General features: G+C 45.1%; 27 protein-coding genes and 1 tRNA gene. 11 read left to right on the top strand and 17 right to left on the bottom strand.

Annotation, left to right across the window (positions count from 1 at the left end; translation table 11 throughout):
- The first annotated feature begins 36 nt into the window (after positions 1–36).
- The 7 genes from BM283_RS05925 to pncC all read left to right on the top strand — a co-directional run bounded on the left by BM283_RS05925 (position 37) and on the right by pncC (position 5,016).
- Positions 37–636: a riboflavin synthase gene (locus tag BM283_RS05925; RefSeq protein ID WP_090690802.1), complete on the top strand. Its 600-nt coding sequence runs from the start codon at positions 37–39 to the stop codon at positions 634–636.
- A gap of 10 nt (positions 637–646) precedes the next feature.
- A complete protein-coding gene (ribBA, locus tag BM283_RS05920) occupies positions 647–1,762 on the top strand; it encodes a bifunctional 3,4-dihydroxy-2-butanone-4-phosphate synthase/GTP cyclohydrolase II (protein ID WP_090690800.1) in 1,116 nt (371 codons plus the stop codon).
- Positions 1,763–1,813: 51 nt separating this feature from the next.
- On the top strand, positions 1,814–2,293 hold the full coding sequence (ribH, locus tag BM283_RS05915; RefSeq protein ID WP_090690798.1) for a 6,7-dimethyl-8-ribityllumazine synthase: 480 nt from the start codon (positions 1,814–1,816) through the stop codon (positions 2,291–2,293).
- 10 nt (positions 2,294–2,303) lie between these two features.
- Positions 2,304–2,801 carry a transcription antitermination factor NusB gene (nusB, locus tag BM283_RS05910; protein WP_090690946.1) on the top strand — a complete coding sequence of 166 codons (498 nt, stop codon included), beginning with the start codon at positions 2,304–2,306 and terminating at the stop codon, positions 2,799–2,801.
- A gap of 60 nt (positions 2,802–2,861) precedes the next feature.
- A complete protein-coding gene (thiL, locus tag BM283_RS05905; protein WP_090690795.1) occupies positions 2,862–3,833 on the top strand; it encodes a thiamine-phosphate kinase in 972 nt (323 codons plus the stop codon).
- On the top strand, positions 3,814–4,359 hold the full coding sequence (locus BM283_RS05900) for a phosphatidylglycerophosphatase A family protein (protein ID WP_090690793.1): 546 nt from the start codon (positions 3,814–3,816) through the stop codon (positions 4,357–4,359). Before thiL ends, BM283_RS05900 begins: the two co-directional genes overlap by 20 nt.
- Before the next feature lie 144 nt (positions 4,360–4,503).
- The gene (gene pncC / locus BM283_RS05895; RefSeq protein ID WP_090690790.1) at positions 4,504–5,016 is read left to right on the top strand and encodes a nicotinamide-nucleotide amidase; all 513 of its coding nucleotides are present in this window, start codon (positions 4,504–4,506) and stop codon (positions 5,014–5,016) included.
- Here the strand turns inward: pncC and BM283_RS05890 are convergent.
- The 10 genes from BM283_RS05890 to BM283_RS05835 form a co-directional block, all read right to left on the bottom strand.
- Entirely contained in the window at positions 5,005–5,619 is a 615-nt protein-coding gene (locus BM283_RS05890; protein WP_090690943.1) for a YqhA family protein, read from the bottom strand. The two genes, pncC and BM283_RS05890, sit on opposite strands and share 12 nt — an antisense overlap.
- Positions 5,620–5,760: 141 nt before the next feature.
- Positions 5,761–6,648: a succinate--CoA ligase subunit alpha gene (sucD, locus tag BM283_RS05885; RefSeq protein WP_090690787.1), complete on the bottom strand. Its 888-nt coding sequence runs from the start codon at positions 6,646–6,648 to the stop codon at positions 5,761–5,763.
- 10 nt (positions 6,649–6,658) lie between these two features.
- The gene (locus BM283_RS05880; protein ID WP_090690784.1) at positions 6,659–7,840 is read right to left on the bottom strand and encodes a malate--CoA ligase subunit beta; all 1,182 of its coding nucleotides are present in this window, start codon (positions 7,838–7,840) and stop codon (positions 6,659–6,661) included.
- 46 nt (positions 7,841–7,886) lie between these two features.
- The gene (locus tag BM283_RS05875; protein WP_090690783.1) at positions 7,887–8,837 is read right to left on the bottom strand and encodes an HpcH/HpaI aldolase/citrate lyase family protein; all 951 of its coding nucleotides are present in this window, start codon (positions 8,835–8,837) and stop codon (positions 7,887–7,889) included.
- Positions 8,838–10,129: 1,292 nt separating this feature from the next.
- Positions 10,130–11,098 carry an ADP-ribosylglycohydrolase family protein gene (locus tag BM283_RS05860; protein WP_090690776.1) on the bottom strand — a complete coding sequence of 323 codons (969 nt, stop codon included), beginning with the start codon at positions 11,096–11,098 and terminating at the stop codon, positions 10,130–10,132.
- Between the two features lie 58 nt (positions 11,099–11,156).
- Positions 11,157–11,996, bottom strand: a complete 840-nt coding sequence (locus BM283_RS05855) for a ParB/RepB/Spo0J family partition protein (protein WP_090690773.1) — start codon at positions 11,994–11,996, stop codon at positions 11,157–11,159.
- Positions 11,997–12,046: 50 nt separating this feature from the next.
- Positions 12,047–12,811, bottom strand: a complete 765-nt coding sequence (locus BM283_RS05850) for a ParA family protein (RefSeq protein WP_090690770.1) — start codon at positions 12,809–12,811, stop codon at positions 12,047–12,049.
- A gap of 12 nt (positions 12,812–12,823) precedes the next feature.
- On the bottom strand, positions 12,824–13,477 hold the full coding sequence (gene rsmG / locus BM283_RS05845) for a 16S rRNA (guanine(527)-N(7))-methyltransferase RsmG (protein ID WP_090690767.1): 654 nt from the start codon (positions 13,475–13,477) through the stop codon (positions 12,824–12,826).
- 3 nt (positions 13,478–13,480) lie between these two features.
- Positions 13,481–15,370: a tRNA uridine-5-carboxymethylaminomethyl(34) synthesis enzyme MnmG gene (mnmG, locus tag BM283_RS05840; protein ID WP_090690764.1), complete on the bottom strand. Its 1,890-nt coding sequence runs from the start codon at positions 15,368–15,370 to the stop codon at positions 13,481–13,483.
- Between the two features lie 227 nt (positions 15,371–15,597).
- Positions 15,598–17,016 carry a homospermidine synthase gene (locus BM283_RS05835; protein WP_090690760.1) on the bottom strand — a complete coding sequence of 473 codons (1,419 nt, stop codon included), beginning with the start codon at positions 17,014–17,016 and terminating at the stop codon, positions 15,598–15,600.
- Between the two features lie 128 nt (positions 17,017–17,144).
- Between BM283_RS05835 and BM283_RS05830 the strand changes: the two genes are divergently transcribed.
- The 3 genes from BM283_RS05830 to BM283_RS05820 all read left to right on the top strand — a co-directional run bounded on the left by BM283_RS05830 (position 17,145) and on the right by BM283_RS05820 (position 18,892).
- Positions 17,145–17,354 (top strand): DUF3460 family protein, encoded by a 210-nt coding sequence (locus BM283_RS05830; protein WP_090690756.1) that lies wholly within the window; start codon positions 17,145–17,147, stop codon positions 17,352–17,354.
- Positions 17,355–17,480: 126 nt separating this feature from the next.
- Positions 17,481–18,764, top strand: a complete 1,284-nt coding sequence (locus BM283_RS05825) for an HlyC/CorC family transporter (protein WP_090690753.1) — start codon at positions 17,481–17,483, stop codon at positions 18,762–18,764.
- Positions 18,765–18,816: 52 nt separating this feature from the next.
- Positions 18,817–18,892 (top strand) — tRNA-Arg (locus BM283_RS05820).
- Positions 18,893–19,034: 142 nt separating this feature from the next.
- On the opposite strand, the gene BM283_RS05815 is transcribed toward BM283_RS05820, so the two are convergent.
- From BM283_RS05815 to BM283_RS05805, 3 genes are all read right to left on the bottom strand, one after another.
- Positions 19,035–19,511 (bottom strand): c-type cytochrome, encoded by a 477-nt coding sequence (locus BM283_RS05815; protein ID WP_139225206.1) that lies wholly within the window; start codon positions 19,509–19,511, stop codon positions 19,035–19,037.
- Between the two features lie 77 nt (positions 19,512–19,588).
- On the bottom strand, positions 19,589–20,056 hold the full coding sequence (locus BM283_RS05810) for a DUF411 domain-containing protein (RefSeq protein ID WP_090690746.1): 468 nt from the start codon (positions 20,054–20,056) through the stop codon (positions 19,589–19,591).
- Positions 20,053–20,520 carry a cupredoxin domain-containing protein gene (locus BM283_RS05805; protein ID WP_175492044.1) on the bottom strand — a complete coding sequence of 156 codons (468 nt, stop codon included), beginning with the start codon at positions 20,518–20,520 and terminating at the stop codon, positions 20,053–20,055. The genes BM283_RS05810 and BM283_RS05805 overlap by 4 nt, the downstream gene beginning before the upstream one ends.
- A gap of 179 nt (positions 20,521–20,699) precedes the next feature.
- On the opposite strand from BM283_RS05805, the gene ttcA reads away from it, so the two are divergent.
- Positions 20,700–21,608, top strand: a complete 909-nt coding sequence (gene ttcA, locus BM283_RS05800; RefSeq protein WP_090690941.1) for a tRNA 2-thiocytidine(32) synthetase TtcA — start codon at positions 20,700–20,702, stop codon at positions 21,606–21,608.
- Positions 21,609–21,619: 11 nt separating this feature from the next.
- On the opposite strand, the gene BM283_RS05795 is transcribed toward ttcA, so the two are convergent.
- From BM283_RS05795 to cutA, 4 genes are all read right to left on the bottom strand, one after another.
- Positions 21,620–22,006 (bottom strand): DUF2784 domain-containing protein, encoded by a 387-nt coding sequence (locus BM283_RS05795; protein ID WP_090690740.1) that lies wholly within the window; start codon positions 22,004–22,006, stop codon positions 21,620–21,622.
- An 11-nt stretch (positions 22,007–22,017) separates the two neighbouring features.
- On the bottom strand, positions 22,018–22,557 hold the full coding sequence (locus BM283_RS05790) for a TlpA family protein disulfide reductase (protein WP_090690737.1): 540 nt from the start codon (positions 22,555–22,557) through the stop codon (positions 22,018–22,020).
- 43 nt (positions 22,558–22,600) lie between these two features.
- Positions 22,601–24,481, bottom strand: coding sequence for a protein-disulfide reductase DsbD (gene dsbD, locus BM283_RS05785; protein WP_254776210.1), 1,881 nt, complete (start codon positions 24,479–24,481; stop codon positions 22,601–22,603).
- An 88-nt stretch (positions 24,482–24,569) separates the two neighbouring features.
- Positions 24,570–24,893, bottom strand: a complete 324-nt coding sequence (gene cutA / locus BM283_RS05780) for a divalent-cation tolerance protein CutA (protein ID WP_090690730.1) — start codon at positions 24,891–24,893, stop codon at positions 24,570–24,572.
- Positions 24,894–24,988 lie beyond the last annotated feature (95 nt).

Below are 24,988 nucleotides of genomic sequence, written 5' to 3'. Positions count from 1 at the left end.
TCAAGGTGATGGCTTCTCAATGTTAGGAAAATAAAAATGTTTACAGGAATCATCGAAGCAATCGGAGAAATTAAACAACTTACCCAGAAATCGAATGCAATCAGCCTGCAAATTGAGCCAGGCAAGCTCGAGATGAGCGATGTCAAAGTGGGTGATAGTATTGCAGTGAATGGTGTGTGTCTGACAGTAACTTCATTAACTAACCATCTTTTTACAGTCGATGTGTCCGAGGAAACGTTGTATTGTACATTTGGCCTGAATAGAGTAGGTAATTATGTTAATCTGGAAAAGGCTATGCGCTTAACGGATCGATTAGGTGGTCACCTGGTCAGTGGCCATGTGGATGGGATCGGTGAAGTAACGAAATTCGAGCAAGTTGGAGAAAATTATCTGCTGGCAATCAAATCCCCGCCATCACTGTTAAAATATATGGCAGTAAAAGGATCGATTACGGTCAACGGTGTCAGTTTGACCGTTAATCGTATCTGTGACGATATCCTGGAAATCAATCTCATTCCCCATACACTAGCTGAAACAAACCTGAAACATCTTAAACCGGGTGAACAATTAAATTTGGAATCGGACATGCTGGCACGCTATGTAGCGCGTCTGATGGAATTCTCTTCTGGAAAATAATTAAATAACTATGGCAATTAGCACGACCGATGAAATCATTGCAGATTTCAAAACTGGGAAAATGGTCATTCTCATCGACGAAGAAGACCGTGAAAATGAGGGTGATCTGGTTTTAGCTGCTGATTTTGTGACAGCAGAAGCGATCAACTTTATGGTTAAGTATGGCCGCGGACTGGTCTGTTTAACACTGACCGAAGAACGCTGCCATCAACTCCAGTTGCCCATGATGGTTTCGGCTAACTATTCAGCGCATGGCACCAACTTTACCGTTTCTATTGAGGCGGCAAATGGAGTCACGACAGGCATTTCTGCCGCTGATCGCGCGCGTACCATTCAAGCTGCTGTTAAAGCAGATGCCAAGCCCGAAGATATCATTCAGCCAGGTCATATTTTTCCGCTCAAGGCCCAGAAAGGAGGTGTATTGGTACGCGCGGGTCATACCGAAGCAGGGTGCGATCTAGCGCATATGGCAGGATTGACCCCTGCTGCCGTCATCTGTGAAATTCTGAAAGAGAATGGTGAAATGGCGCGGCTGCCGGATCTTATTGAATTTGCCGCCAAGCATCAACTCAAAATTGGCACTATCGCAGATCTCATTCATTATCGGAGTCTCACCGAAAGCTTGGTTACACGCGTGGCGGAACGATCCATTCAAACTATTTATGGCGAATTTCATCTGACTGCTTACCATGATAAAATGGCTAATACTATCCACCTTGCGTTGGTAAAAGGCATGCTTCATCCTGATAAAGAGGCGCTCGTCCGTGTGCATGAACCTTTATCTGTCATCGATGTGCTGGATATCAATGATCGTACGCATTCGTGGAGCATCAATGATGCCATGCGTGCCATTTCTGAGGCAGGACAAGGTGTTATCGTACTGCTTCATCGTAAAGGAGATGCCGCTGTCTTGACAGATCGTCTTTTGCAAAGCAAAGCACAGTACCATGATCAACCCAAGACAGATTTACGTGATCATGGCATTGGTGCCCAAATTCTGAAAGATCTCGGCGTAGGTAAGATGCGTTTGCTTGCAACGCCCCGCAAAATGCCCAGCATGACGGGTTTTGGCCTGGAAGTGACGGGATATCTGGAAACTCGTAATAAACTAACTGCTTTACAATAAAATCCAGCCTATTCTATTTTTTCTACTATTAGTAGCCTAATTGGAGTTAGCATGACGTATTATGACAATATTCTAGAAATTGAAACTACGCTCATTGGAACCGAACTTCGCATCGGCATCGTAATGAGCCGCTTTAACATTGAAGTAGCAGAAGGACTACTTGGCGCGTGTATTGCTGAATTAACTAAGCAGGGTGTTCAAGAACCCAATATATTATTAGCTACGGTACCTGGTGCATTGGAAATCCCGCTCGCCTTACAAAAAATGGCCTTATCCGATCAGTTTGATGCCTTGATTGCATTAGGAGCGGTCATACGGGGCGATACCTATCATTTTGAAATCGTCGCCAATGAATCAGCCAGAGGCTTAATCACCGTGCAACTCGATACGGATATTCCTGTGGCAAATGGCATTCTTACGACAGACAACGATGATCAAGCGCTTGCCCGCATGACGCAAAAAGGAATAGAAGCTGCACGCGCAGCGATTGAAATGGCCAATCTTCTGGCAAAATTTGATGAAATCACCTAAAAACTCGTTCATGGCTGCTGCACAATCAACTTCACATTCAAAATCTGGCTTTAAATACAAGAAACGTCGTCATCTTTCGCGCGAACTCGTGCTACAAGGTATTTACCAATGGCGGGTCGCTGGCAGCGATGCCAGTTTCATCGAGGCACAATTACGTGATACCAGCCTTTTTCCCAAAATAGATGAATCTTTTTTTTGCGAGTTACTGCGCGGTGTACTTAAAAATGCAACTACGCTGGAACAACATATACAACCCTGTCTTGATCGTTCTCTGACCGATCTCAGCCCTATTGAGTCTTCTATTCTTTTACTCAGTACCTATGAGCTCATTTATCATCTGGAAATTCCTTATCGGGCCATTATCAACGAAGCCATAGAGCTCGCCAAAACATATGGGGGAACCGACGGCTACAAATATGTGAATGGAGTGCTGGATAAGCTCGCAGCACAATTACGCACCATTGAAATTCAGTCGGCGGCCAGGAAAAAAATTGAACCGGCATCATAGCTACGTTCTGCCAGTTGTCTGGTATATCCTTCATGATTATTTCCATTCCATAGCCTAATCGTGAGTTCCGAGTTTGATATTATTCGTCGCTATTTCACACGACCAACTCCGCTGGCGATTCTTGGCATAGGCGATGATGCTGCGCTCATTCCCTACACCGCGACAAGTGATTTAGCTATTTCTACTGATACGCTGGTAGTCGATCAGCATTTCTTCGCCGATGCTGATCCTTATAAACTCGGTCATAAAGCGCTAGCAGTCAATCTCTCTGATATGGCAGCAATGGGGGCTATTCCGCGTTGGAGCACCCTCTCGCTGACATTACCTGCCAATTTGGTCAACATGAATAGCGGCTGGCTGGAAGCGTTTACCGAAGGCTTCTTTACATTAGCCAGCGAATACCAAGTAGAACTCATCGGTGGTGACACTACCTGTGGCCCGCTTAATATCGGTATACAAATCATAGGAGAAGTCCCCAAACATAAAGCTTTGCGAAGAAATGGAGCAATAGCAGGAGATGATATCTGGATTTCCGGGCATTTAGGTAATGCTGCCTTAGCACTGGCTCATCTGCAGAAACGCATCACTTTGGCTCCAGCAGAACTGGCAATATGTTTACCTGCACTTGATCTGCCTAACGCACGCGTCGAGCTCGGGCAGCGGTTAATTAATCTTGCGCATAGCGCTATCGATGTTTCCGACGGATTGCTGGCTGATCTTGGGCATATCCTGGAATGTTCCCATGTGGCCGCCACGCTCCAGGTAGAAAAAATAGCATGCTCATGGGTCATGCAAAAATACTTATCTTTACCACTTGCAGTTGACTGTTTACTCGCAGGGGGAGATGATTATGAACTCTGTTTTACTGCACCCGAGATAAAATTTGCAGAAATAATGCAGCTATCCCAGGAATTGGATCTTCCCCTTAACCGCATTGGTAAAATATCCCAAGGAGAAGGGTTGCTCCTTCTGGATGCAAACGGTAATTCGATCACATACGAGAAAAAAGGCTATGACCACTTCCTTACCTGAACCTTATCAATCTGATCTCCCTCCCCCCCGTTTGCAGCCTGATTTAGCGTTTGTTCATAGCCGCTTTGCCCACTTTGTCGCATTTGGTGCTGGAGTAGGATTAATCCCGTGGGCGCCTGGCACGTTTGGAACACTCATTGCTTTTCCACTATTCTGGTCTCTGAATTCGTGGTTCGAACCGATCACACTGTTACTCGTTATCGATATATTGTTTATTTTAGGTATCTGGGCGTGTAGTATTACTGGCAAAGTATTGGGCGCACCGGATCATTCAGGTATGGTATGGGATGAAATCGTAGCTTTCATGCTGGTGCTTTATTTCATTCCCGATCAAGTGCTATGGTATAGCGCTGCATTTATATTATTTCGTTTTTTTGACATACTCAAACCTCCTCCTATCACATATTTTGAACGCAAGTTACACGGTGGATTCGGTGTAATGTTTGATGATTTACTGGCAGCATTCTATACCTTACTTTGTCTTGCTGGCTGGAAGTCACTGGTATTATTTGAAAGTTACTTCTAATTCTGTTTCTAAATCAAACCTGATTTTACCGTTTTCCTTTACGGTATGATTTATTAAGCTTTGCACCTCACCTGCTTGTCACGTTTAAAATGGGTGAAACGCAGGGCTGCGATTCGTCTGCAAGATAACTCTAGAGGTGATGTTATGATTGATGATCAAATGCTGGTAACTTATGCCCAGCAGTTAGGCGAGGCACTTGCTAAAAGAGGCTTTATGCTGACTAGTGCAGAATCATGCACAGGGGGTTGGATAGGCCAAGCGGTAACTGCCGTGGCAGGAAGTTCAGCCTGGTATGATCGGGGTTTTATTACTTATAGTAACCACGCTAAGCAACAAATGCTCGGAGTACAGTCTGCCACGCTGACTCAATATGGCGCAGTATCCGAACAAACCGCACAAGAAATGGCAGCAGGCGCTATTAAAATGAGTGATGCTCAGCTAGCCGTGGCAGTAACGGGCATTGCCGGCCCGACAGGGGGGTCGAAGGAAAAGCCGGTCGGGATGGTGTGCTTTGCTTGGGCATCCAGGCAAGGATTCGCACGCAGCAAAACTCATTTTTTCTCAGGAAATCGTGAAGCAGTAAGGCGGCAAGCTGTTGGGACCGCCTTACAGGGTATTCTCAAACTATTAAAAGACATTCCTCCTTCACTCGCTTGATTCTGTGCTGGCGTGTATCGTTGCAGACATGAGGCGATCTGTAAAGGCAATCGCAATTGCCGATATCAGGAAGGTAATATGAATACCTGTTTGAGCGATTAATGTCTTTTCATCATACGCACCGGCATTGATAAAGGTTTTGAGCAGATGAATAGACGAAATACCGATAATGGCAGTGGCGAGCTTGATCTTTAATACCGAGGCATTGACATGCGACAGCCATTCAGGCTGATCGGGATGACTTTCCAGATTCATGCGTGAAACAAATGTTTCATATCCGCCAATAATGACCATAATCAGTAGATTGGAAATCATCACGACATCTATCAAGCCCAGCACCACCAGCATAATCGCCGTTTCAGTAATTTTTATCGGTCCGTCACCATTTTCATGCGAAACGATATGCACTATATGCGTTAATGATTCTTTATCACCCATGATAGCGCCTAACAGATCGATCAATTCTACCCAGAAATGAAATACATAGATACATTGTGCCAGTACTAACCCTAGATAAAGCGGTAGCTGCAGCCAGCGCGATAAAAAGAGAAAGCGGGCTATTGCTGAGATTCTTTTTTTGTCAGTCTTTTGATTAATGTCCATAATTTCAGAAATTACGTCAATTTCGCGCACGATAACGTGCATTTATTTTATAAATGGCTGATAACAGATTCAAGAAAATTGACCAGACTTACCATACAGTCATGGCAAAACCTGGCCAGTAAGCTGAGGAAACAATATGACTTACAACTTAGCCAATACGGAGGCCACCGTTTGTCCCATCAAGGACGGCGTTGGGCAGATGGTGACATTCAGCTCTTTCAGCCGTTCCACTTTTTCTGCAGCACTTTCGCCCGCAGAAGAAATGATTGCGCCGGCATGCCCCATACGCCGACCAGGAGGAGCCGTCAATCCGGCAATATAGGCGACCAGTGGTTTGCTCATATTCTCTTTAGCAAAAATACCCGCTTCCACTTCCTGCGGCCCACCAATTTCACCAATCATCAACGCGACTTTGGTTTCAGAATCCTGTTCCAGCTTTTCTAACACATCACGATGGGAGCTCCCAATGATCGGATCGCCGCCAATACCGATAGAGGTCGAAATACCGATTCCCAGTCGCCGCATTTGATCGGCAGCCTCATAACCCAGCGTGCCCGAACGACCAACGATACCCACATTCCCGCGTTTATAAATATGACCAGGCATGATACCCAGCATCGCGCGCTCCGGACTAATCGTGCCTGAACAATTTGGCCCCGTCAGCATCATTCTTTGTTCCTTGGGAAAACGGCGCAAAAAACTCTTGACTGTCATCATATCCTGCGTCGGGATACCATCTGTGATTGAGACACAATATTTGATACCCGCGTCGGCTGCTTCCATGATCGAATCAGCGGCAAATGCCGGTGGTACAAACACGATGCTCGCTTCGGCACCGACCTGTTCGACCGCTTCTCTCACAGTATTGAAAACCGGCAGCCCCAAATGAGTTTGTCCACCCTTACCCGGGGTAACACCTCCCACGACTTTCGACCCATATTCGATCATTTCCTGCGCATGAAAAGTACCGATTCTACCGGTAAACCCTTGCACAATAATGCGCGTATTTTCATTAATTAAAATGGCCACTCTGTTCTCCTTAACCTTGTCCTGCCACCATTTCGTTGCGTGCCTGAACGACTCTTTCTGCTGCCTCCGCCAATGTTTCTGCGGTAATGATCGGCAATCCGCTGTCTGCAATGATCTTGCGACCTTCTTCAACATTCGTGCCGGATAGACGCACCACCAAGGGTACTTGCATATCGATATTTTTAACCGCTTGCACCACGCCTTCTGCAATCCAATCACAGCGATTGATACCAGCAAAGATATTGACCAACATGGCCTTGACACCTGTATCAGCCAGCACCAAACGAAATGCTTTTTCAGTACGCTCTGCTGAAGCACCGCCGCCTACATCGAGGAAATTGGCTGGCTCACCGCCTGCCAGCTTAATCATGTCCATGGTGGCCATCGCCAAGCCAGCACCATTGATCATGCAGCCGATATCTCCGTCCAAACCGACATAGCTCAAACCAGCCTCTGCTGCAGCAACCTCGCGCAAATCAATTTGTGTCTTGTCGCGCAATTCGGCGATCCGATGGCGACGGAATAAGGCGTTTTCATCGAAACTCATTTTTGCATCCAGCGCGATCAACTCATTGCTCTTGGTCACGACCAACGGATTGATTTCCAAAACATTGGCATCCAGATCGCGCAAAGCGCGATAACATCCCTTGATAGTTTTAACCGCGTGATTGAGCAGATCTTCTCCGAGACCGAGGGCAAAAGCCATGGTGCGCGCCTGAAAATCCTGTAATCCTACCGCAGGCTCTATATAAATTTTAACGATTGCTTTAGGATTAGTGGCAGCGAGATGCTCAATTTCCATTCCACCTTGCGCAGAACCCACCATAATGACGCGCTCATGGCTGCGGTCTATCATGAAAGAAAGGTAGAGCTCTCGGGCAATATCCGTCCCGGCTTCGACATAAAGCCGACTACACATCTTGCCAGCCGGCCCAGTCTGATGGGTTACCAGCTTCTTACCCAACAGCGCTTCGGCTGCTGCCTCCACTTCATCATTGGTTTTACAAACTTTGATACCGCCAGCCTTGCCACGTGCCCCAGAATGAATCTGCGCCTTTACCACCCAGACATTTCCGTCAATTTCCCGGCTGCGCTGTACTGCTTCTTCCACCGTATATGCCAAGCCACCTTCGGCTATCTTGATACCATATTCCGCCAGAATTTCTTTTGCCTGATACTCGTGAATATCCAATGCCTACCCCTTCTATTTAAAAACTGTTCAAAAACCTGCCTTCTGATTATTTGTTTTTGGCAGCAATGGCCTCAGCAGCTTTCACAATATTGTTAGCCATTCTTTCTGAAGCGGCATCGATTAAGCGGCCATCAAGTGAAGCAGCACCTTTACCTTGCGCCGCTGCTTCTTTCAATGCTGCCAGAATGCGCTTGGCTTTCTCAATTTCAGCTGGAGGCGGCGTAAATACCTCGTTAGCCAATGCAATTTGGCTCGGATGAATCGCCCATTTCCCCTCGCAACCGAGAGCAGCTGCCCGTTTAGCAGCTTGCTTATAACCTTCAGGATCCTGAATATCACCAAATGGCCCATCGATGGGTCGTAAGCCAAAAGCACGACAAGCCACGGTCATGCGACTGATGGCTGCATGCCATTGGTCGCCAGGATAATCCGGGTTTAGTCCGCCGATATTGGTAGTGCGCGCGCGATTGCTGGCTGCATAATCAGCCACACCAAAATGTAGCGCCTCCAGCCGTCCACAAGTGCCATTGCGCGCGATATCCTCGACATTAGCCATACCTAAAGCAGTTTCAATCAAGGCCTCAATGCCGATTCTGTTTTTCAGTCCTTGCTGCATTTCCAACTGATTAAGCATCGCCTCAACCATGTAAACATCTGCGTAAACCCCCACTTTGGGAATCAGAATGGTGTCAATTTTGTGGCCGGCCTGCTCAACCAGATCAACCACATCGCGTACCATGTATTGCGTATCCAGGCCATTGATGCGCACTGACAACGTGATGCCATGCCCTTTCCAGTCCAGATCGTTGATTGCCTGAATGATATTTTTACGGGCCTGTATTTTATCATCCGGCGCAACGGCATCCTCCAGATCCAGAAAGATAAAATCCACCCCGCTCTTCAGTGCCTTTTCAAACATTTCCGGACGTGAACCTGGCACGGCCAACTCGCAACGTTGCACGCGCTGAATCTTGGTTTCATACAATGTGTGACTCATTTCTCCTCCAATAAATAATATAAATCGGTAAATCTGTAGCGCTGAATCAAAAACAGGAAGTGGAAGTGATGAAGCATATTTAGAATTTTTTCTTTTGAAGCAAGCGACGGTGGGCGTAAAGCAGATTAATGGCTGTATTGTTTTCTAACGGTGTTTGCACGTTCAAGCTAATATTTCCGGCCAAGCAGATTGTATAGTTGTTTGATTTAAGCGTAATTATACCACTGGCTGGGGTTGGGGTTGGATTTGAGTTTCAAACAGTAAATTTGAAAGGAGAAGCAGATCATGTTATTCCATTTCCAATCAATTTATGCAAATGCGAGCCACAGACTGTATCAATAATATATCAAGGAAAAGCGGGGAATGTCAGGTTTACTATGAAAGAACATAGATAAAAGACAAAACACCCGACACCATAAAGCGGGATGGGTAAGGAAAGATGACTAACACAAGTACTGCATTATTACGGCGCATATTTGTTGTCAAGCGACCAAATTGCCTGCAATCCTGTGATGGCAAGCGACCTTTTTACTATGGGGCAACAATTTGGAGGCGAGTTGATCACTTGAGCCATATTAGCGTGCGGAGTCAAATCTCCATAAACTTGAACAACTTCTCATAACTGCACACCGCGCCGTTTTTATCTTTTATCATTCGGGGCGAAGCAATGCTCTCATGATCATTAGTGTGAAATATCACGAAATTTGGGCGCAGAAAAATCTCGCGGCAGAATACTACGATGCGGAATATTGGCCTGTTGCATGCTTATTCTATTTCCAAATCAAAAATGACGCGAAGGCGAACCGCAGACAATCTCAATCATACGACAAGGTGAAGTCGACAATGTCAATTTTGATTTATAGAAATGGAATTATTCAGTTACCTCTGCTAAGTGCCACCCCTAGCACCTCTAGGAGGTGTTTCATTATATGGGGTGAGGAGCAAACTGCAATGACCGTTTGAATTGGAATGAAATGAGAGCCATACTACTATTACGCAGGCAGTAATTGTGCTTTGGAGAGTTATGATCTTGAGCCAGTTCTCTGGCCATAAAAGGAGCACAAATTAAAGAAGTTCTAGCAACATAGAGCACGGATACTCACAAGCTTCCGTAGATAATAATGCCTCTATCTACTCAAAAATATTGCTTTGAAAGCCAGCTATTTCCTTTTTTAAACTTTGTCGACTCCCCTTGCCGTATAATTCATACTGCCTGCGGCTCGCCTTCGCATATATTTGATTGAAAATAAAATAATTTTTAATGATCTACTCTGGAGGCTGTTATCAGGCAATTAAATCCTCTCACAAGCCTCAGCCGCTATCGCCAGTTTGCGAAAGCGCGCCAGCCAGTATAATGGAATGGAAGAGGCCAGGTTTTGTTGTTTGGCCTGATGCGCGGCGACCAATGCCCCGAGCATAATGGCGCGTCCGCAGCTATCTCCACCAGCTCGGATATTGGCTTTGATCGCAGTAGTGTAATCCGGCGCATGCTTGGCGATATGAAAGACAAGAGGAAGCCCTTCCGTGACATGACAGGCTGAACCAAAGGACTTTGCGGCAGACAGGCTATCCAGCGTCTCCATAGCAAGTGCCTGCTCCAACGTGGGCTTCAATACTTCCCCGGCAACAGCAAGAGCATCAGTCAAAGCCTGAGTCATTGATCTATCACTCAATATGCCTTGCAATGCAGTTGCCGCACAGCACGCTGCGGAAACTGCGATTTCATTGTTATTGGTAATGCGCACCACTTCTTTGACACGCTGCATGAGCGCATCGTATGACCCATGGTGCGCGGCAACCAGTGCGGGAATGGCAGCGAGTGCGGGCATTTGATCATCATCTGCACCGGATATTTCCGGAAAGCTGGCGTTATCAAGCGATAATAAAATCCGTAGGGTCTGGCGAGTAGGTGAATCGATATACCCGACATATTCACCACCAGGTCCAAAATGCGTACGAAATTCGAGCTGGTAAGCTGCACGATTGAAATCACCGTGTTGTGCCAGGTGTTTAAGCATTAGCAGACATACTTCTCCATAACCTGAAGATTCTCCCGCCTGCCTGCTACCATGTGCAAAAAAACCGCTTGATCCGGCATAATCGGCAGCATCGGGTTGGCGAAATACTAACTCCGCATCCTTTTCTATTTCTGCAATGCGCACTGGATCATACAGCCAATGCAGACCAAGTGATGCTGCATCCGCAACGAGGGCGCCGAGGATGGCAGCAACGTCAGGGTTGATGAGAATGTGCGTATTCACTTATTAGACTCCAGATGAGTTTAATGTTTTATTTTTAACATGAAACCCAAGCGATCTTTTAGAATTTAGAGAGAATGCCATCCAATTGCTCCAAACTGGTATAGTGGATAACCAGATTGCCTGCTCCACGTTTTCCAGGCTTGATAACGACATTGGCGCCTAGCCTGGAAGAAATGTCTTCCTGCAAGCGTAGCAAGTCACGGTCTTGCTTGACCATTTTTTCTACCGGAGCCTGCTCGATGCGTTTGATCAGGTTTTCAGTTTCACGTACTGACAATTGCTTGTGAACAATTAGATGGGCGATTTCAACTTGTTTCGCAGCAGGTAAAACAAGCAGCGCACGGCCATGCCCCATATCGATTTTCCCCTGCAACATTAATTCTTGCACAGGCCCAGCCAGATTAAGCAGTCGTAGTAAATTTGAAATTGCGCTGCGCGAACTTCCCAGTGCCTCACCCGCAGTTTGGTGGGTCATGCCAAACTCTTTGATGAGACGCTGGATGCCTGTGGCAGCTTCTAACGGGTTCAGATTCTCACGCTGGATATTCTCAATCAGAGACATTGCCAGCGCTGATTCATCCGGTACTTCACGTATGATGACAGGCACTTGAGTTAGTCCAGCTAACTGGGCCGCACGCCAGCGGCGCTCACCTGCAATGATTTCATAACGCTCCGTAGTTAACGGCCGAACCAGAATGGGTTGCATTACCCCTTGCACTTTGATGGATTCGGATAATTCCATCAGAGAGTCTTGATCCATGCTGGTACGGGGTTGATATTTACCTGGCTGCAACAAATTGATCTCCAAATGCTGCAACGATTCTGCTAACGCATGATCGTTATGATCACTTGATAATAGTGCGTCTAGTCCTCTTCCCAGACCTTTTACCTTAGCCATTTGCTCTTGATTACCTGTTTTTTTCTAATTTATCTGGAAAACCCGGCATGTTAAGCTGCAACGCCCATAATCTCTTTCGCAAGGGCAAGATAAGCTTGTGCCCCTTTTGATAATTTGTCATGGAATAAGACAGGCACACCAAACCCCGGCGCCTCCGCCAACCGGACGTTGCGCGGAATTACCGTCCGGTACACTTTATTGCCGAAATGCTGTTGCAGTTGATCGGAAACCTGCTTTGCCAAAACGTTACGTGGATCAAACATGGTGCGCAGCAAGCCTTCAATCTTAAGCGTAGGGTTAAAATTAAGCCGCACCTTTCTGATCGTATTGACCAGATCGCTGAGCCCCTCCAGTGCAAAATATTCGCACTGCATTGGAATGACGACTGAGTGGGCGGCACAAAGACCATTCAATGTCAGCAAATTGAGCGATGGAGGGCAATCCATCAGAATAAAATCATATTCTTCCTTGACAGGCTGAAGGGCTGTTTTGAGGCGTGTTTCCCTCTGCTCCAAATTGACCATTTCCACTTCTGTGCCAGCCAGTTCCTGATTGGCCGGGATCAAATCATATTTACCCGGCGTGGAAACCACTCTTACCTCAGTGATGGGCTGCTCACCCAATAAAACATGGTAAATCGTCTGTTGCAACCCCCGTTTATCCACGCCGCTTCCCATGGTAGTATTTCCTTGGGGATCGAGATCCACGAGTAGCACACGCTTACCGACCGCAACCAAGCTTGCAGCCAGATTGATACCCGTTGTTGTTTTACCGACCCCCCCTTTTTGATTGGCGATCGCAAGAATTCTTACCACAACACCCGCTCCTTAATCTCGCGTTCCGAGATCTGGCTTAATAACGATGAGATGCCGAGCGGCTCTCAAGCCAGGCACCATGACACGCAATACTTTTTCCACTTCAAATTGCGCGGGTAATTGCATCAGCTCGGCATCGGGAAATCGGCCCTTCATCGCGATCAACCTACTTTTGCTATGCTCAGCACATAAATGGTTCGCTGATTTGACAAAAGTGCTCAGATCAGCAAAAGCCCGAGAAATGACTGTATCGAATTTCTCAGAGGGAAAGAAGCACTCAGCACGCTCACAAATCACCTCGATATTTTTCAACGCTAACTCAATGCAGCCCTGTTTTAAAAAAGCCGCTTTTTTCTGATTACTTTCAATCAAGGTCAGATGCCAATCCGATCGCGCAATCGCCAGCGGAATACCAGGCAGGCCCGCGCCAGCACCGACATCAGCATGATGAGTCCCGCTAATCACAGGGAGCAACGTCAGACTATCGAGCACATGCTTGGTTATCATTTCTTCTGGTTCACGCACGGCGGTCAAATTATGAACACGATTCCATTTATCCAGAAAATGGATATATTGCAGCAAGCGGATGCTAGTCCGCTCCCTCTCTTCAGGCAGACCAGCCTCAAGTTTATTAAGACCTTCCAGTAGCTGTTTTTCTAAACTCATAACTTATTTTATTTCTGACAATACGAAACCGCGTTTTAGATGGACCAGTAATAGAGAAATAGCCGCAGGTGTAATGCCAGAAATGCGCGCTGCGTGGCCAATCGTCTCAGGCTTATGCTGATTCAGCTTTTGTTGCACTTCCCTCGAAAGACCGCGTACGCTTCCATAATCGATATCCTTTGGCAGGCTCGTCATTTCATAGACGCTATAACGAGCGACTTCCTGTTTTTGCCGCTCAATATACCCTTCATATTTAACATTGATTTCCACTTGTTCAATAACTTTTTCATCAGCCATGTTACCTTTTATGCCTAGCAATTCCATTAATCCGATATAAGTCACATCCGGGCGACGCAACAATTCATATAACGAATATTCCTTTTCAATAGTCTTACCGAGCACATTGAGTAAATCCGCTTCTGGCAACATCCCCGGACGCACCCATATCTTACGTAATTTTTCTTGCTCGGTTTCAATGGCCTCACGTTTAAGCTCGAACGCTCGCCAACGTGATTCGCTGACGATTCCTAAGCGATATCCTATTTCAGTCAATCGCATATCGGCATTATCTTCTCGTAACTGCAAACGATATTCTGCACGACTGGTAAACATGCGGTAAGGCTCCGTCACACCACGAGTTACCAGATCATCCACGAGTACACCCAAATAGGCTTCGTCACGACGCGGACACCATGCTGCACGTCCTTGCACTTTGAGGCCTGCATTTAATCCTGCCAGTAATCCCTGTGCAGCCGCTTCCTCATAACCCGTTGTCCCATTAATTTGGCCCGCAAAAAACAGACCCTCTATACCACGGGTTTCTAGTGAGCTTTTAAGTGCGCGCGGATCAAAATAATCATATTCGATGGCATAACCAGGACGGATAATATGCGCATTTTCTAGCCCATTGATCGACCGGACTAAATTAACCTGCACATCATAAGGCAGGCTGGTCGAAATACCATTAGGATACACCTCATGCGTATCCAGTCCTTCGGGTTCAAGAAAAATCGTATGCGAGTCTCTATCCGAAAAACGAACGATTTTGTCTTCAATAGACGGGCAGTAACGTGGCCCTATTCCTTCTATTTTTCCTGTAAATAAAGGTGAACGATCCAAGCCTTCGCGAATGATGTCATGCGTCCGGCGATTCGTGCGTGTCATCCAGCAGGCTATCTGGCGCGGATGCTGCGCCACATTACCTAGAAATGAAAATACCGGCACAGGATCATCACCAGGCTGCTCCTGCAGCAAAGCATAATTAATACTGCGCCCATCGATACGCGGAGGTGTGCCGGTTTTGAGGCGTCCAACCGGTAATTTCATCTCACGCAGTCGTTGCGCCAGGCTGATGGAGGGCGGATCCCCTGCTCTGCCAGCTTGAAAATTATTATTACCCACATGCGCCAATCCAGCCAAAAAAGTACCGGTTGTCAAGATAACGGCTGATGCAAAAAACTTAACGCCCAGCTGGGTCATTACTCCCACGACGCGATCACCTTGCAGCACCAGATCATCGACCGCCTGTTGAATTAACCATAGGTTTGGCTGGTTCTCCAGGCGCCTGCGAATAGCCTGACGATAAAGCACCCGATCAGCCTGAGCACGTGTCGCACGCACAGCGGGACCTTTACTTGAATTAAGCATTCGGAACTGGATCCCCGCCTCGTCTATGGCCTCAGCCATCACACCACCTAAAGCATCAATTTCCTTGACCAAATGCCCTTTACCTATACCCCCTATGGAGGGATTACAAGACATCTGCCCTAGCGTTTCGAGATTATGGGTAAGCAGCAACGTTTTCTGCCTCATGCGAGCAGCCGCTAGCGCTGCTTCTGTTCCTGCATGACCCCCGCCTACCACGATGACATCAAAGTTTTCCGAAAAGCTCATAAATGTGCGTTGTAACACCGGTAATCTAATTATTGTTCAATTCTAAGGGATTCCGCATTTTTATTCATAAAAAATTCAACCTCAAAAATAATGTTTCACGTGAAACATTATTTTTCAAAATTGAACTGAAAATCGACCACATTACGATATTGTATTGCAAATCAAGCGATACACCCAACTGCATTTTCTTATCTCCGCCGTAAAAACAAAAGCTATCTATCGACTATTCAACTAGCACGAAAATTCTTGAATTGCCATGGATCAGTTTTATCCAAATCTTCTTGAAACAGCACTCCTCGTCCGCTAAGTGGGGTCCAGTCACTATATTGCGCCACCATTTTCCCCAGATAAGAAGCCGCCACTTTCTGAACATCCTCAAAAGGCATTTCATCGGGCTCAACAATACCCGCTTGCTGGTTTTTCATGGCCCAGATTACCCCCCCTAATACACCCGCTGCCACTTGCAAACTAGTGGCATTGTTGTAAGGAGCAAGCTTGCGCGCCTCATGGATAGACAGTACCGAGCCATACCAATATACCCCCTTGGCATGTCCCATCAACAACACCCCAAGTTCATCGGCACCATCAAAAATATCCTCCATAGGTAAGCGAGCTTTTGATTGTAGGTTAAAATTCTTGCCATTGAATTCATGTATTGAAAGAACAGCCGCATCACAAGGATGATACGCATAATAAACTGTGGGACGGTAGCAAAGCTTATTTCCTTCTTTGACTGTTAAATAATCCGCAATGGAGATGGACTCACTATGCGTAATCAAAAAACCGCGATAAGCTCCTTCAAGCGGAGTCCAGCCATAAATTTGCGTTTGAATACCCGGCCGTGCCAAGTAAATAGCCGCATCACAACCAAAACCATGACGTCTTCCATCAAGCGGTATATGCTTTTCATGGCTTCCCCACCCTAACTCCGCAGGTTGTATTCCTTCGGAGACAAAGCCATCAATTGACCAGGTGTTAACAAACTCATCAACCTGCTTCGGCGGATTAATTGTTTGTGTATCACGCTCTGCACATTGAATAACGGAAACATTGAGCATCTGCGCCAACTTTGCCCATTGGTTACGCGTAGCCGGGGTTTCTAAACTCAAGCCAATATCATGCGCGATATTCAGCAGCGCTTGCTTAACCCAATGAGAAACAAGACCAGGATTAACCCCATGAGAAAGAACAGCTGTCGGACCGCACCCTAATTTCTCACGCAGCGCCAGCGCTTTCTCACGTAATCCATAGTTAGAGCGCTCAGAAAGTGATAAATTGGTGTCAGCATAGCCACCTACCCAAGGTTCAATACAAGTATCAAGATAAAGCGCACCTCGTGTGTGGCATAATTCAATCAATGCCAGACTGGATACGTTGACAGACACATTAAGTAAAAAATCACCACGCTCTAGCAGGGGGCCAAGTATTGGGCGGTAATTCTGCGGCGTCAGTGGATTAACCTCGAAGGAGATATTTTGATTTTCTGCTTCAATTCTGCCCCTTTCATCTGCAGCAATAATCCTAATCTGGGCAGGTAAAATATCAACATGCCTTAATAATAAGGGAAGAAATCCTTGTCCAACACTCCCGAAGCCAATAAATATAAATTTCCTATTAAATTTGAATAGCTTTTCATTAGTAACCATTAGCTTAATCTTTTCTTAATCATTTTTCTTCTTTTATAATTTACCCAGTTGAAGTTATCATTAGCAAAAGTTACATTTACAAAAACAATCCAATCAATTGTAGTTAAAGTTTACAAATTATTACTATTATGAGCAAACCGACTATAGACAATTATGAATCTGAGCACACTAAATTTCTGCAAGAATTATTTGAAAAAAGGCCCTACTTGGCCGAGCAGCAAAAGGAAGCTCGCGCTATGTGGTGGGATAAGAAACTGAATCAAGAAGAACTTAAGCGTTTTACCGAGTCGAAAGTTCCACAAAGTAGTTATGTTTATTTCGATTGGCTAAAGAAATAGAGTTTAAAGATAGAAAGTCTTCTTCAACAATATATGTGTGCTAGCAGCTGAAACCAATTCATAAGTTGGTATGAGGCTGAAGTTGTTTTTACGCTTGATTGCGGAAAATTACAAGGACAAAGCCATTTGGAAGACGTACCTTTATCTGTATTACTTGTAGCATTATTTTTATTACTCATTTTATCTGGTTTTTTTTCGCTCTCTGAAACCAGCATGATGGCGATTAATCGCTATCGCTTGAAGCATCTTGCTAAACAAGGGCATCGCGGCGCTCGCTTAACAACTCAATTATTAGTCAACACCGACAAATTGCTCGGTGTCATTTTGCTTGGAAACAATCTATTAAATACAGCCGCGGCCACCCTGGTGGCAGTAATTATTTCTATGTTCTTTGCACACAATGATTTGGCGCTACTTATCGGCACAATAGGTGTAACACTGGCAATACTGATATTCAGCGAGATTACGCCCAAAGTTATCGCCGCTGCCTATCCAGAGAAAATTGCATTACCGGCAAGCTACGTATTAACACCCTTGCTAAAAATTTTCTACCCTGTCGTTTGGTTTGTTAATCTTTTCGTCCAAGGACTATTAATCCTCTTTCGCCTAAAGCTTAAGGAAATACAAAATCATAAAATGAGTCCTGAAGAACTTAAAACACTTGTTCTGGAAGCTGGCCATTTCATCCAGAAGAAACATCAGAGCGTACTGATTAATCTTGTTGATCTTGAAACCGTTACCGTTGACGATGTCATTGTGCCACGAAGTCAGATTGAAGCCATCGATCTGGAGGCTGATGATGAAACCATCCATGATCAACTACTGACCTGCCACCATACTCGATTGCCGGTATATCGCGGACATCTTGATAATGTAGTTGGAATCATTCACGTACGCAAAATATTCAACCAAATGAGAGGTGGAAAAATTACTGCGACCATACTTGAGAAAGTTATGCAGGAGCCTTACTTCATCCCATCTGGCACCCCCTTGTTTTCACAATTGCAACTATTTCAGGAAAATCGGAAACGAATAGGTTTGGTTGTTGATGAGTATGGTGAGTGGATAGGGCTGGTAACCCTCGAAGATATTCTTGAGGAAATTATTGGTGAATTTACCACACACCCACCTACTCAGACGAGCACATTCATTCGGCAGCCAGATGGTAGTATAATTGTAGAAGGTAGTGTGTTATTACGTGATCTTAATCGGAAGCTTGGGTTGCAATTGCCTTTAGATGGACCTAAAACTTTAAACGGTTTAATTTTGGAGCATTTTCAGGATATCCCAGAGGCTGGGATTGGATTAAATATAGCTGGGTATCCCCTGGAGATTATTCAAACGAAAAATCAAGTAGTCAAAGTTGTCCGTATTTATCCAGGTTTGCCAAAGCCTGGGTTAAAGGAATAAATCCAGATTAATGTTCTTTATTATCATTCCCTATCGGGAATTTAAGTATTAAGCGCTCATAGCTCAGTGGATAGAGTACCGCCCTCCGAAGGCGGGGGTCACACGTTCGAATCGTGTTGGGCGCGCCATCATCAGCCACTCGTTATCAAATAACGGACTAGTCATTCCATTTCTCAATCAAACTTGACGCAAAGACGAGCCGCAGACAGCATCAATCATACGGCAAGGTGCAGCCGACAAAGTCAGCTTACTTATGCTTGAAAAAGCGGTTTATTCGCGATGCTCAATTCGTTTATACCAAGCATCATATACTTCATCAGGCCATAAAGACTTAATCCAAACAAGAATATCCTCTATTTCCTGTTCTATGAGTTTACCTTCCCAGCCGGGCATACGACCTTCTCCAGGAGGACCACCTTTTAAAATGAAACGTTTCAATTCCTCAGTCGAATGATGCCAGGCATGCGCCGTGCCATCCAAAGGAGGCGGCGGATACCGCCCATTTTCCAATGGCTTTCTCCAATTGGGTGTGGCTTCAGCATTTGGTCCATGACAAACAGCACAATTCTCGCGAAAAATTGCCCGCCCTCGAGTAATCTGGGCGGGATCAAAATTTCGCTCAACTATTTCAGTCTGTCCTTGTTGGATCTGCTGCAGAAGCTTATTGGCAGTAGAAATAGAATCGGTACAGCCCGACATTAAAATAAATCCACTTATCGTTAAAGTCGGCAGCAAACACTTTTTCATTTCAAGCCACATAATCGTATAAAAAAGCAAAAATCTTTTAGAGTTAATAGAGAATATTGGATTTTACTTATCGTTTTTTATTTAGAAGGATAGCTGCTGTAAACGGCGGCATCACGTCGTTGGTCGCCTTTTTGTTTGACCAGAAGAACATTGTAAGGATCGCTACGTGCGCCTTCCATACCGGGGGAACCATGGGGCATATCAGGAACTGCCAAGCCAACCGCTTCAGGGCGTTCTCGCAGAAGCCGCTTGATATCACGTGCAGGTACATGCCCTTCAATGGCATAGCCGCTGACCAGAGCGGTATGGCAAGAGCCTAAAGAAGGAGAGATACCTGCGCGCGCTCTTGCTTCTTTATTACCCACATCATGGGTATTCACGGTAAACCCATTCTCTCTCAGATGATCAACCCATTTTGAGCAGCAGCCACATGTCGGGCTTTTATAAACTTCAACTGTTTCAGCAGCAAAAGTCGACAATGTTGTTAAGGCTAATGCACCAGCCATCATCGATTTCAACAAAAATCTATTCATTGCTATTTTCATTTCATCTCCACATATATCTCGCCGCGCATCCCTTTGAAATGTCCAGGATAACCACAAGCAAAATTAACTATACCACTTTCTGTAAAATGCCATATGAGCTCTTTTTGCTCACGTGGCAGCATATCAACATAGTTGGGACTGTCACTGATGAAACCAGGATTCGAACGCATCATTTTGGCGTGTTTCTTTAAATTTTCCAAGGAATCAATGACCATTTCATGTCGCCTCACACCTTCGTTCTTAACAATAAATTTGATCGTTTCACCTTGCCTCACATTAATTTTGGAAGGTAAAAAGTAATTATCCATTATCGTGATTTCTATCGTACGTGTCACATTGGCAGGATCACCTGGCTTACCAATGGCAGAAGGATTGATACTATGTTGATTGTGATTCAAACCAGCCGATACACTCATCACCCAGAACATCATAATCGAGAAGAATACGGTGATGTGCTTCTTCATATAATTCTGCCCTCTGTGCTTATGGTACAAAACTGTGATTTTAAATCCTATCATTAGAACGCGTTACTGTTTTATTGTTCCGGCTGTTAAACTATTTATTTTTTAGTTTGTTACGAAAGCAGTGATATAACCTAACCAATAAAGTATTTTAGAACTTTTACACGACAGCATTTCTCATGATGGAACCTTTATCCAAAAAAGTACAATATAACACCAACAAACTTCGTAAACGATTACGTCGCCTGGTAGGCACGGCTATCTCTGATTTCAATATGATCGAACCTGGCGACCGGGTGATGGTCTGTTTATCGGGTGGAAAAGATAGCTATGCTCTGCTCGATATTTTGCGCAATCTTCAGGCACATGCTCCCTTGGATTTTGAACTGATTGCGGTCAACCTGGATCAGAAACAACCTGGTTTCCCTGAGCATGTCCTACCTGAATATCTTACGCAAATGGGGATGCCATTTCGCATTGTTGAGCAGGATACCTATAGTGTCGTGAAACGAGTAATCGCTGAAGGAAAAACCACGTGTAGTTTATGTTCCCGTTTACGCCGAGGGGTACTCTACCGTGTGGCAACTGAACTTGGCGCAACCAAAATAGCTTTAGGTCATCACAGGGACGACATACTCGAAACTTTTTTCCTCAACATGTTTTATGGCGGCAAGCTCAAAGCAATGCCGCCCAAGCTCATTAGTGATGACGGTCATCATATCGTCATTCGTCCATTGGCTTATTGCAAAGAAAAGGATCTGACTGTTTACGCTGAAATTGAGAATTTTCCAATTATTCCCTGTAATTTATGTGGTTCTCAAAAAAATATGCAACGCCAGGTAATCAAAGAAATGATACAGCAATGGGATAAAAAATTCCCAGGAAGGCTCGAAACGATGTTTACTGCGCTCCAGAATGTGCAATTATCTCACTTAGCAGACAAAGCGCGCTACAATTTCCAAGGGCTCAAACCCAATGGCGCTCCCGCCGCTGATGGGGATAAGGCTTTTGATGAAGAAATATTTGAGCCACCGATTGCAGAGCTCCTTTCTCTGACTAAAAATAACTTAACCGAAAGAGAAAGTGATTAGATTGCTCCTTATTAGCGCTTAAACTTAAATTTGCTGGGAATGTCTGGGGGAACCAACTTGAAAGTGATCGCTACTAACAGCGCAAATACCACATAACTTGCCGTGAGTACGCCTTCAGGAAAATCATAATATAGCATTCGATGTAACCAGTACTGGATAAAACTTTGCTCTGCTTTGATTCCACGTAACTCGTTTTCCCAACTCGTGAGTGGGCAAATTACACCGATCAGCGACTCAGCCACAACAAACAGTATGGCTGCAAGATGGGTGAGTCGAAATACAAAATTCCGGACAAATTTTAGATGCAGCCACTCACCCATCCAAATAAGAGGAACACTGCCTACCACGAATAACACGAACAAAAAATGAATGATCAATATGATGTCCGCTAACTGCATCCCTTCCAAAGTTATAGCAAAGGTTTCAGTACTTTTTCGACTTTATCCATGTGGATGCGGCCTAAATGAGTATCAACAATTTCTCCCGCGCGATTGATCATTACTGTGTAAGGTAGCGCACCTTGCGGATTACCCATTGCCTCTGCGAGTGAAAAAGCATCCAAATCCCCCACCACGACAGGATAATTAATGGCAAATTCTTTACTAAATGCATCTACCCTTTCTTTTTGATCGATAGCAATACCTACTACCACCAATCCCTGCTTACGAAATTTATCTTGTGTTTCCATAAATTCTGGTATTTCTTCACGACAGGGTGCGCACCAGGTAGCCCAGAAATTTACGAGCAACACATTGCCGCGCCATTGAGAGAAAGACTGTATATTCCCTTCGATATCCGGCAAACTAGCCGCAAAGAACGCTTCCGCGCCCGCTTGTTTCTGGGTGCTGCTTAACTTTGGGTTCACTTGGTGAGCCTTGAACATAAATCCTGCAGTTATCGCTCCCAAAGCGATAGCAACATAAAGCAACCACTTGCCTAACTTTGACATGCAATCTTTCCTTGTGGATTAATTAAACGGTAAAACAGATAAGCTAAATCAATACGGCATCCAATACAGTAAGAAAATCTTCCTTATTGAGATAGCCAATAATTTTGATGTTCGGTATCTCGTTCCCTTGGCGGTCAAGAAATAGAATTCCGGGTGGACCAAACAATTTGAAACGTTTCAGTAGCGCTGTATCATCCGGTGTTCCAGCAGTCACATCTACTTGTAATAACACCACATCTTTTAATCGCGCTTGCACGTTTGCATCAGCAAATGTAAAGCGCTCCATTTCCTTGCAGGAAATACACCAGTCAGCATAAAAATCTACCATAATGTATTTATTTTTTGATTGCTGGATCACTTCATCAAGCTCAGCAATTGTTTTTATTCGCTGAAATGGCAGATGGTCAGCTTGATTCAAGCTTACAGACTGCGCCACTTCATTGTTCCCTGCACTAGCAACACTCAATTTTGAGAGAGGCTGCAGAATATCCCGGCTGCCAGACAATACGCCGATCAAAAGAGCGACCCCGGTCAGTAACGCAATGACCCCAAGGCCTTTAAGAAATTTTCTGAAACCAGATGCTCTTTCAGGTAACGGATCGATCGCATGCAGATAAATTGCCGAGATAATGAGTAGCGCGGCCCATAGCAACATATGAGCGACTTCAGAAATCACCGGTGATATCAGCCAGATGGCAACCGCCAATAACAGCACACCAAAAAACTGCTGGATGGCTTCCATCCATGGGCCTGATTTAGGTAACAGCGCACCTGCTGAAACCCCCAATAATAACAGCGGGACACCCATACCCAGCGCCATCATGAATAATGACGCTCCACCCAATACGACATCACGGGTCTGACTGATATAGAGCAGCGCACCAGCAAGGGGCGCCGCCACACAAGGACTGACAATCAAGGCAGACAGCGCCCCCATACCAAAGACACCAGATAAGTGCCCTCCTCTCAAATGTCCTGCTTCTTCTGAAAGCTTGCTCTGGAGGAAGCTGGGTAACTGCAATTCATAAAAGCCAAACATTGAAAAAGCTAATACCACAAAGATCAGCGCAAAGGTACCTAGTACCCAGGCATTTTGCAAAGCCGCAGCCAGCATCGCACCTGATAAGCCGGCCGCAATACCTGCAATGGCATAAGCAATCGCCATTCCCAGGACATAAGCCAGCGCAAGAACAAGGCCACGTCGTTTAGTAAGATGCTGACTCCTATTGGCAATAATGCCCGATAAAATCGGAAACATAGGAAAAACGCATGGCGTAAACGCGAGCAATAAGCCTATGCCAAAAAAACCGGTCAATATCAACCAGAAATTACCACTCGCAAACATTTGCTCGATTTTGTACGACTCCGTTTCAATAGCGGGTAAGCCTGCGGGTGTTTGGAACAACTCTGCAGTAGCATCCACATTTGCAGCCGCTGCGCTGCCACTGATCGTCTCAGCAGCCGTATTCAGAGCGGCTTTGATTGTCGGCAGGGTGATATCGTTTTCTTTTTTGATCGGTGCATAGCACACACCGATCGGTTCATTACATCCCTGATAAGTTGCGGCAATAGAAAGCTGGTTTACAGCTGGTGCTTCTCGTTTTAATGAAATAACTGCCTGAACAGGCTGATAATAAACTTCCGTCTTACCAAAGGTCTGATCCTCCTTTATCTTGCCGGGTGGCAAGGTGATTTTTTCTATATGGATACCATCACTTTTCGGCTCAAAGGCAATTTTATCGCGATAAAGGTAGTAGTGTTTTGCAGGAATAAGATTGGCAATGAGTGTATGCTCATCTCTCACCTCAATCGAAAACTTAAATGCCTCATCCGGAGGCAGCAACTCCTGTTCTGCTTCCCCAAAGCTAGCACCGAATTTCTGCAAGATCGATAGCACGCTAGAGCGTCTTTCTTCTTCAGCCACTACATTTGTACTAACAAAAATAAATAAAATTAAAAAAAATTGAATTAAACGCATAGCTGACCCAAATTTGTTTTTTTATATTGCTAATTCAAGAATGGTTGGTCACTTCATCGGCAACCCACTGTATATAGGCTGGCAATCCCAACTTTACAGGGACTGCAATAATCTCAGGGAGTTCATAAGGGTGGATGGCTTTAATGATTTCTTCTACCGCCCTATAATGTTTTGCTAATGTTTTAATGAAAACCGGTATCTCATTGCTTACTTCAGTCTCTCCCTGCCATCGGTATATTGAAGTGGATTCGGCCAAAATATTGATGCACGCTGCAGCTCGACGTTCAATGAGTTTTTGAGCGAGCGTTAACGCGCTCGTTTTGTCAGGAAAATTGGTGATAATAAGTATAGCTTCCATTTTGTCTCATACACAGGAAGATTCAAAAGCCGGGAAGATTCAAAAGCCTTTTATTCTTTTTTATACTAAACTCAAATTACTTTGACTACGCAGGA

It is taken from the genome of Nitrosomonas sp. Nm34, from assembly GCF_900113925.1.
GTDB lineage: Bacteria > Pseudomonadota > Gammaproteobacteria > Burkholderiales > Nitrosomonadaceae > Nitrosomonas.
This window is presented reverse-complemented; position numbering and strand designations above follow the sequence as displayed.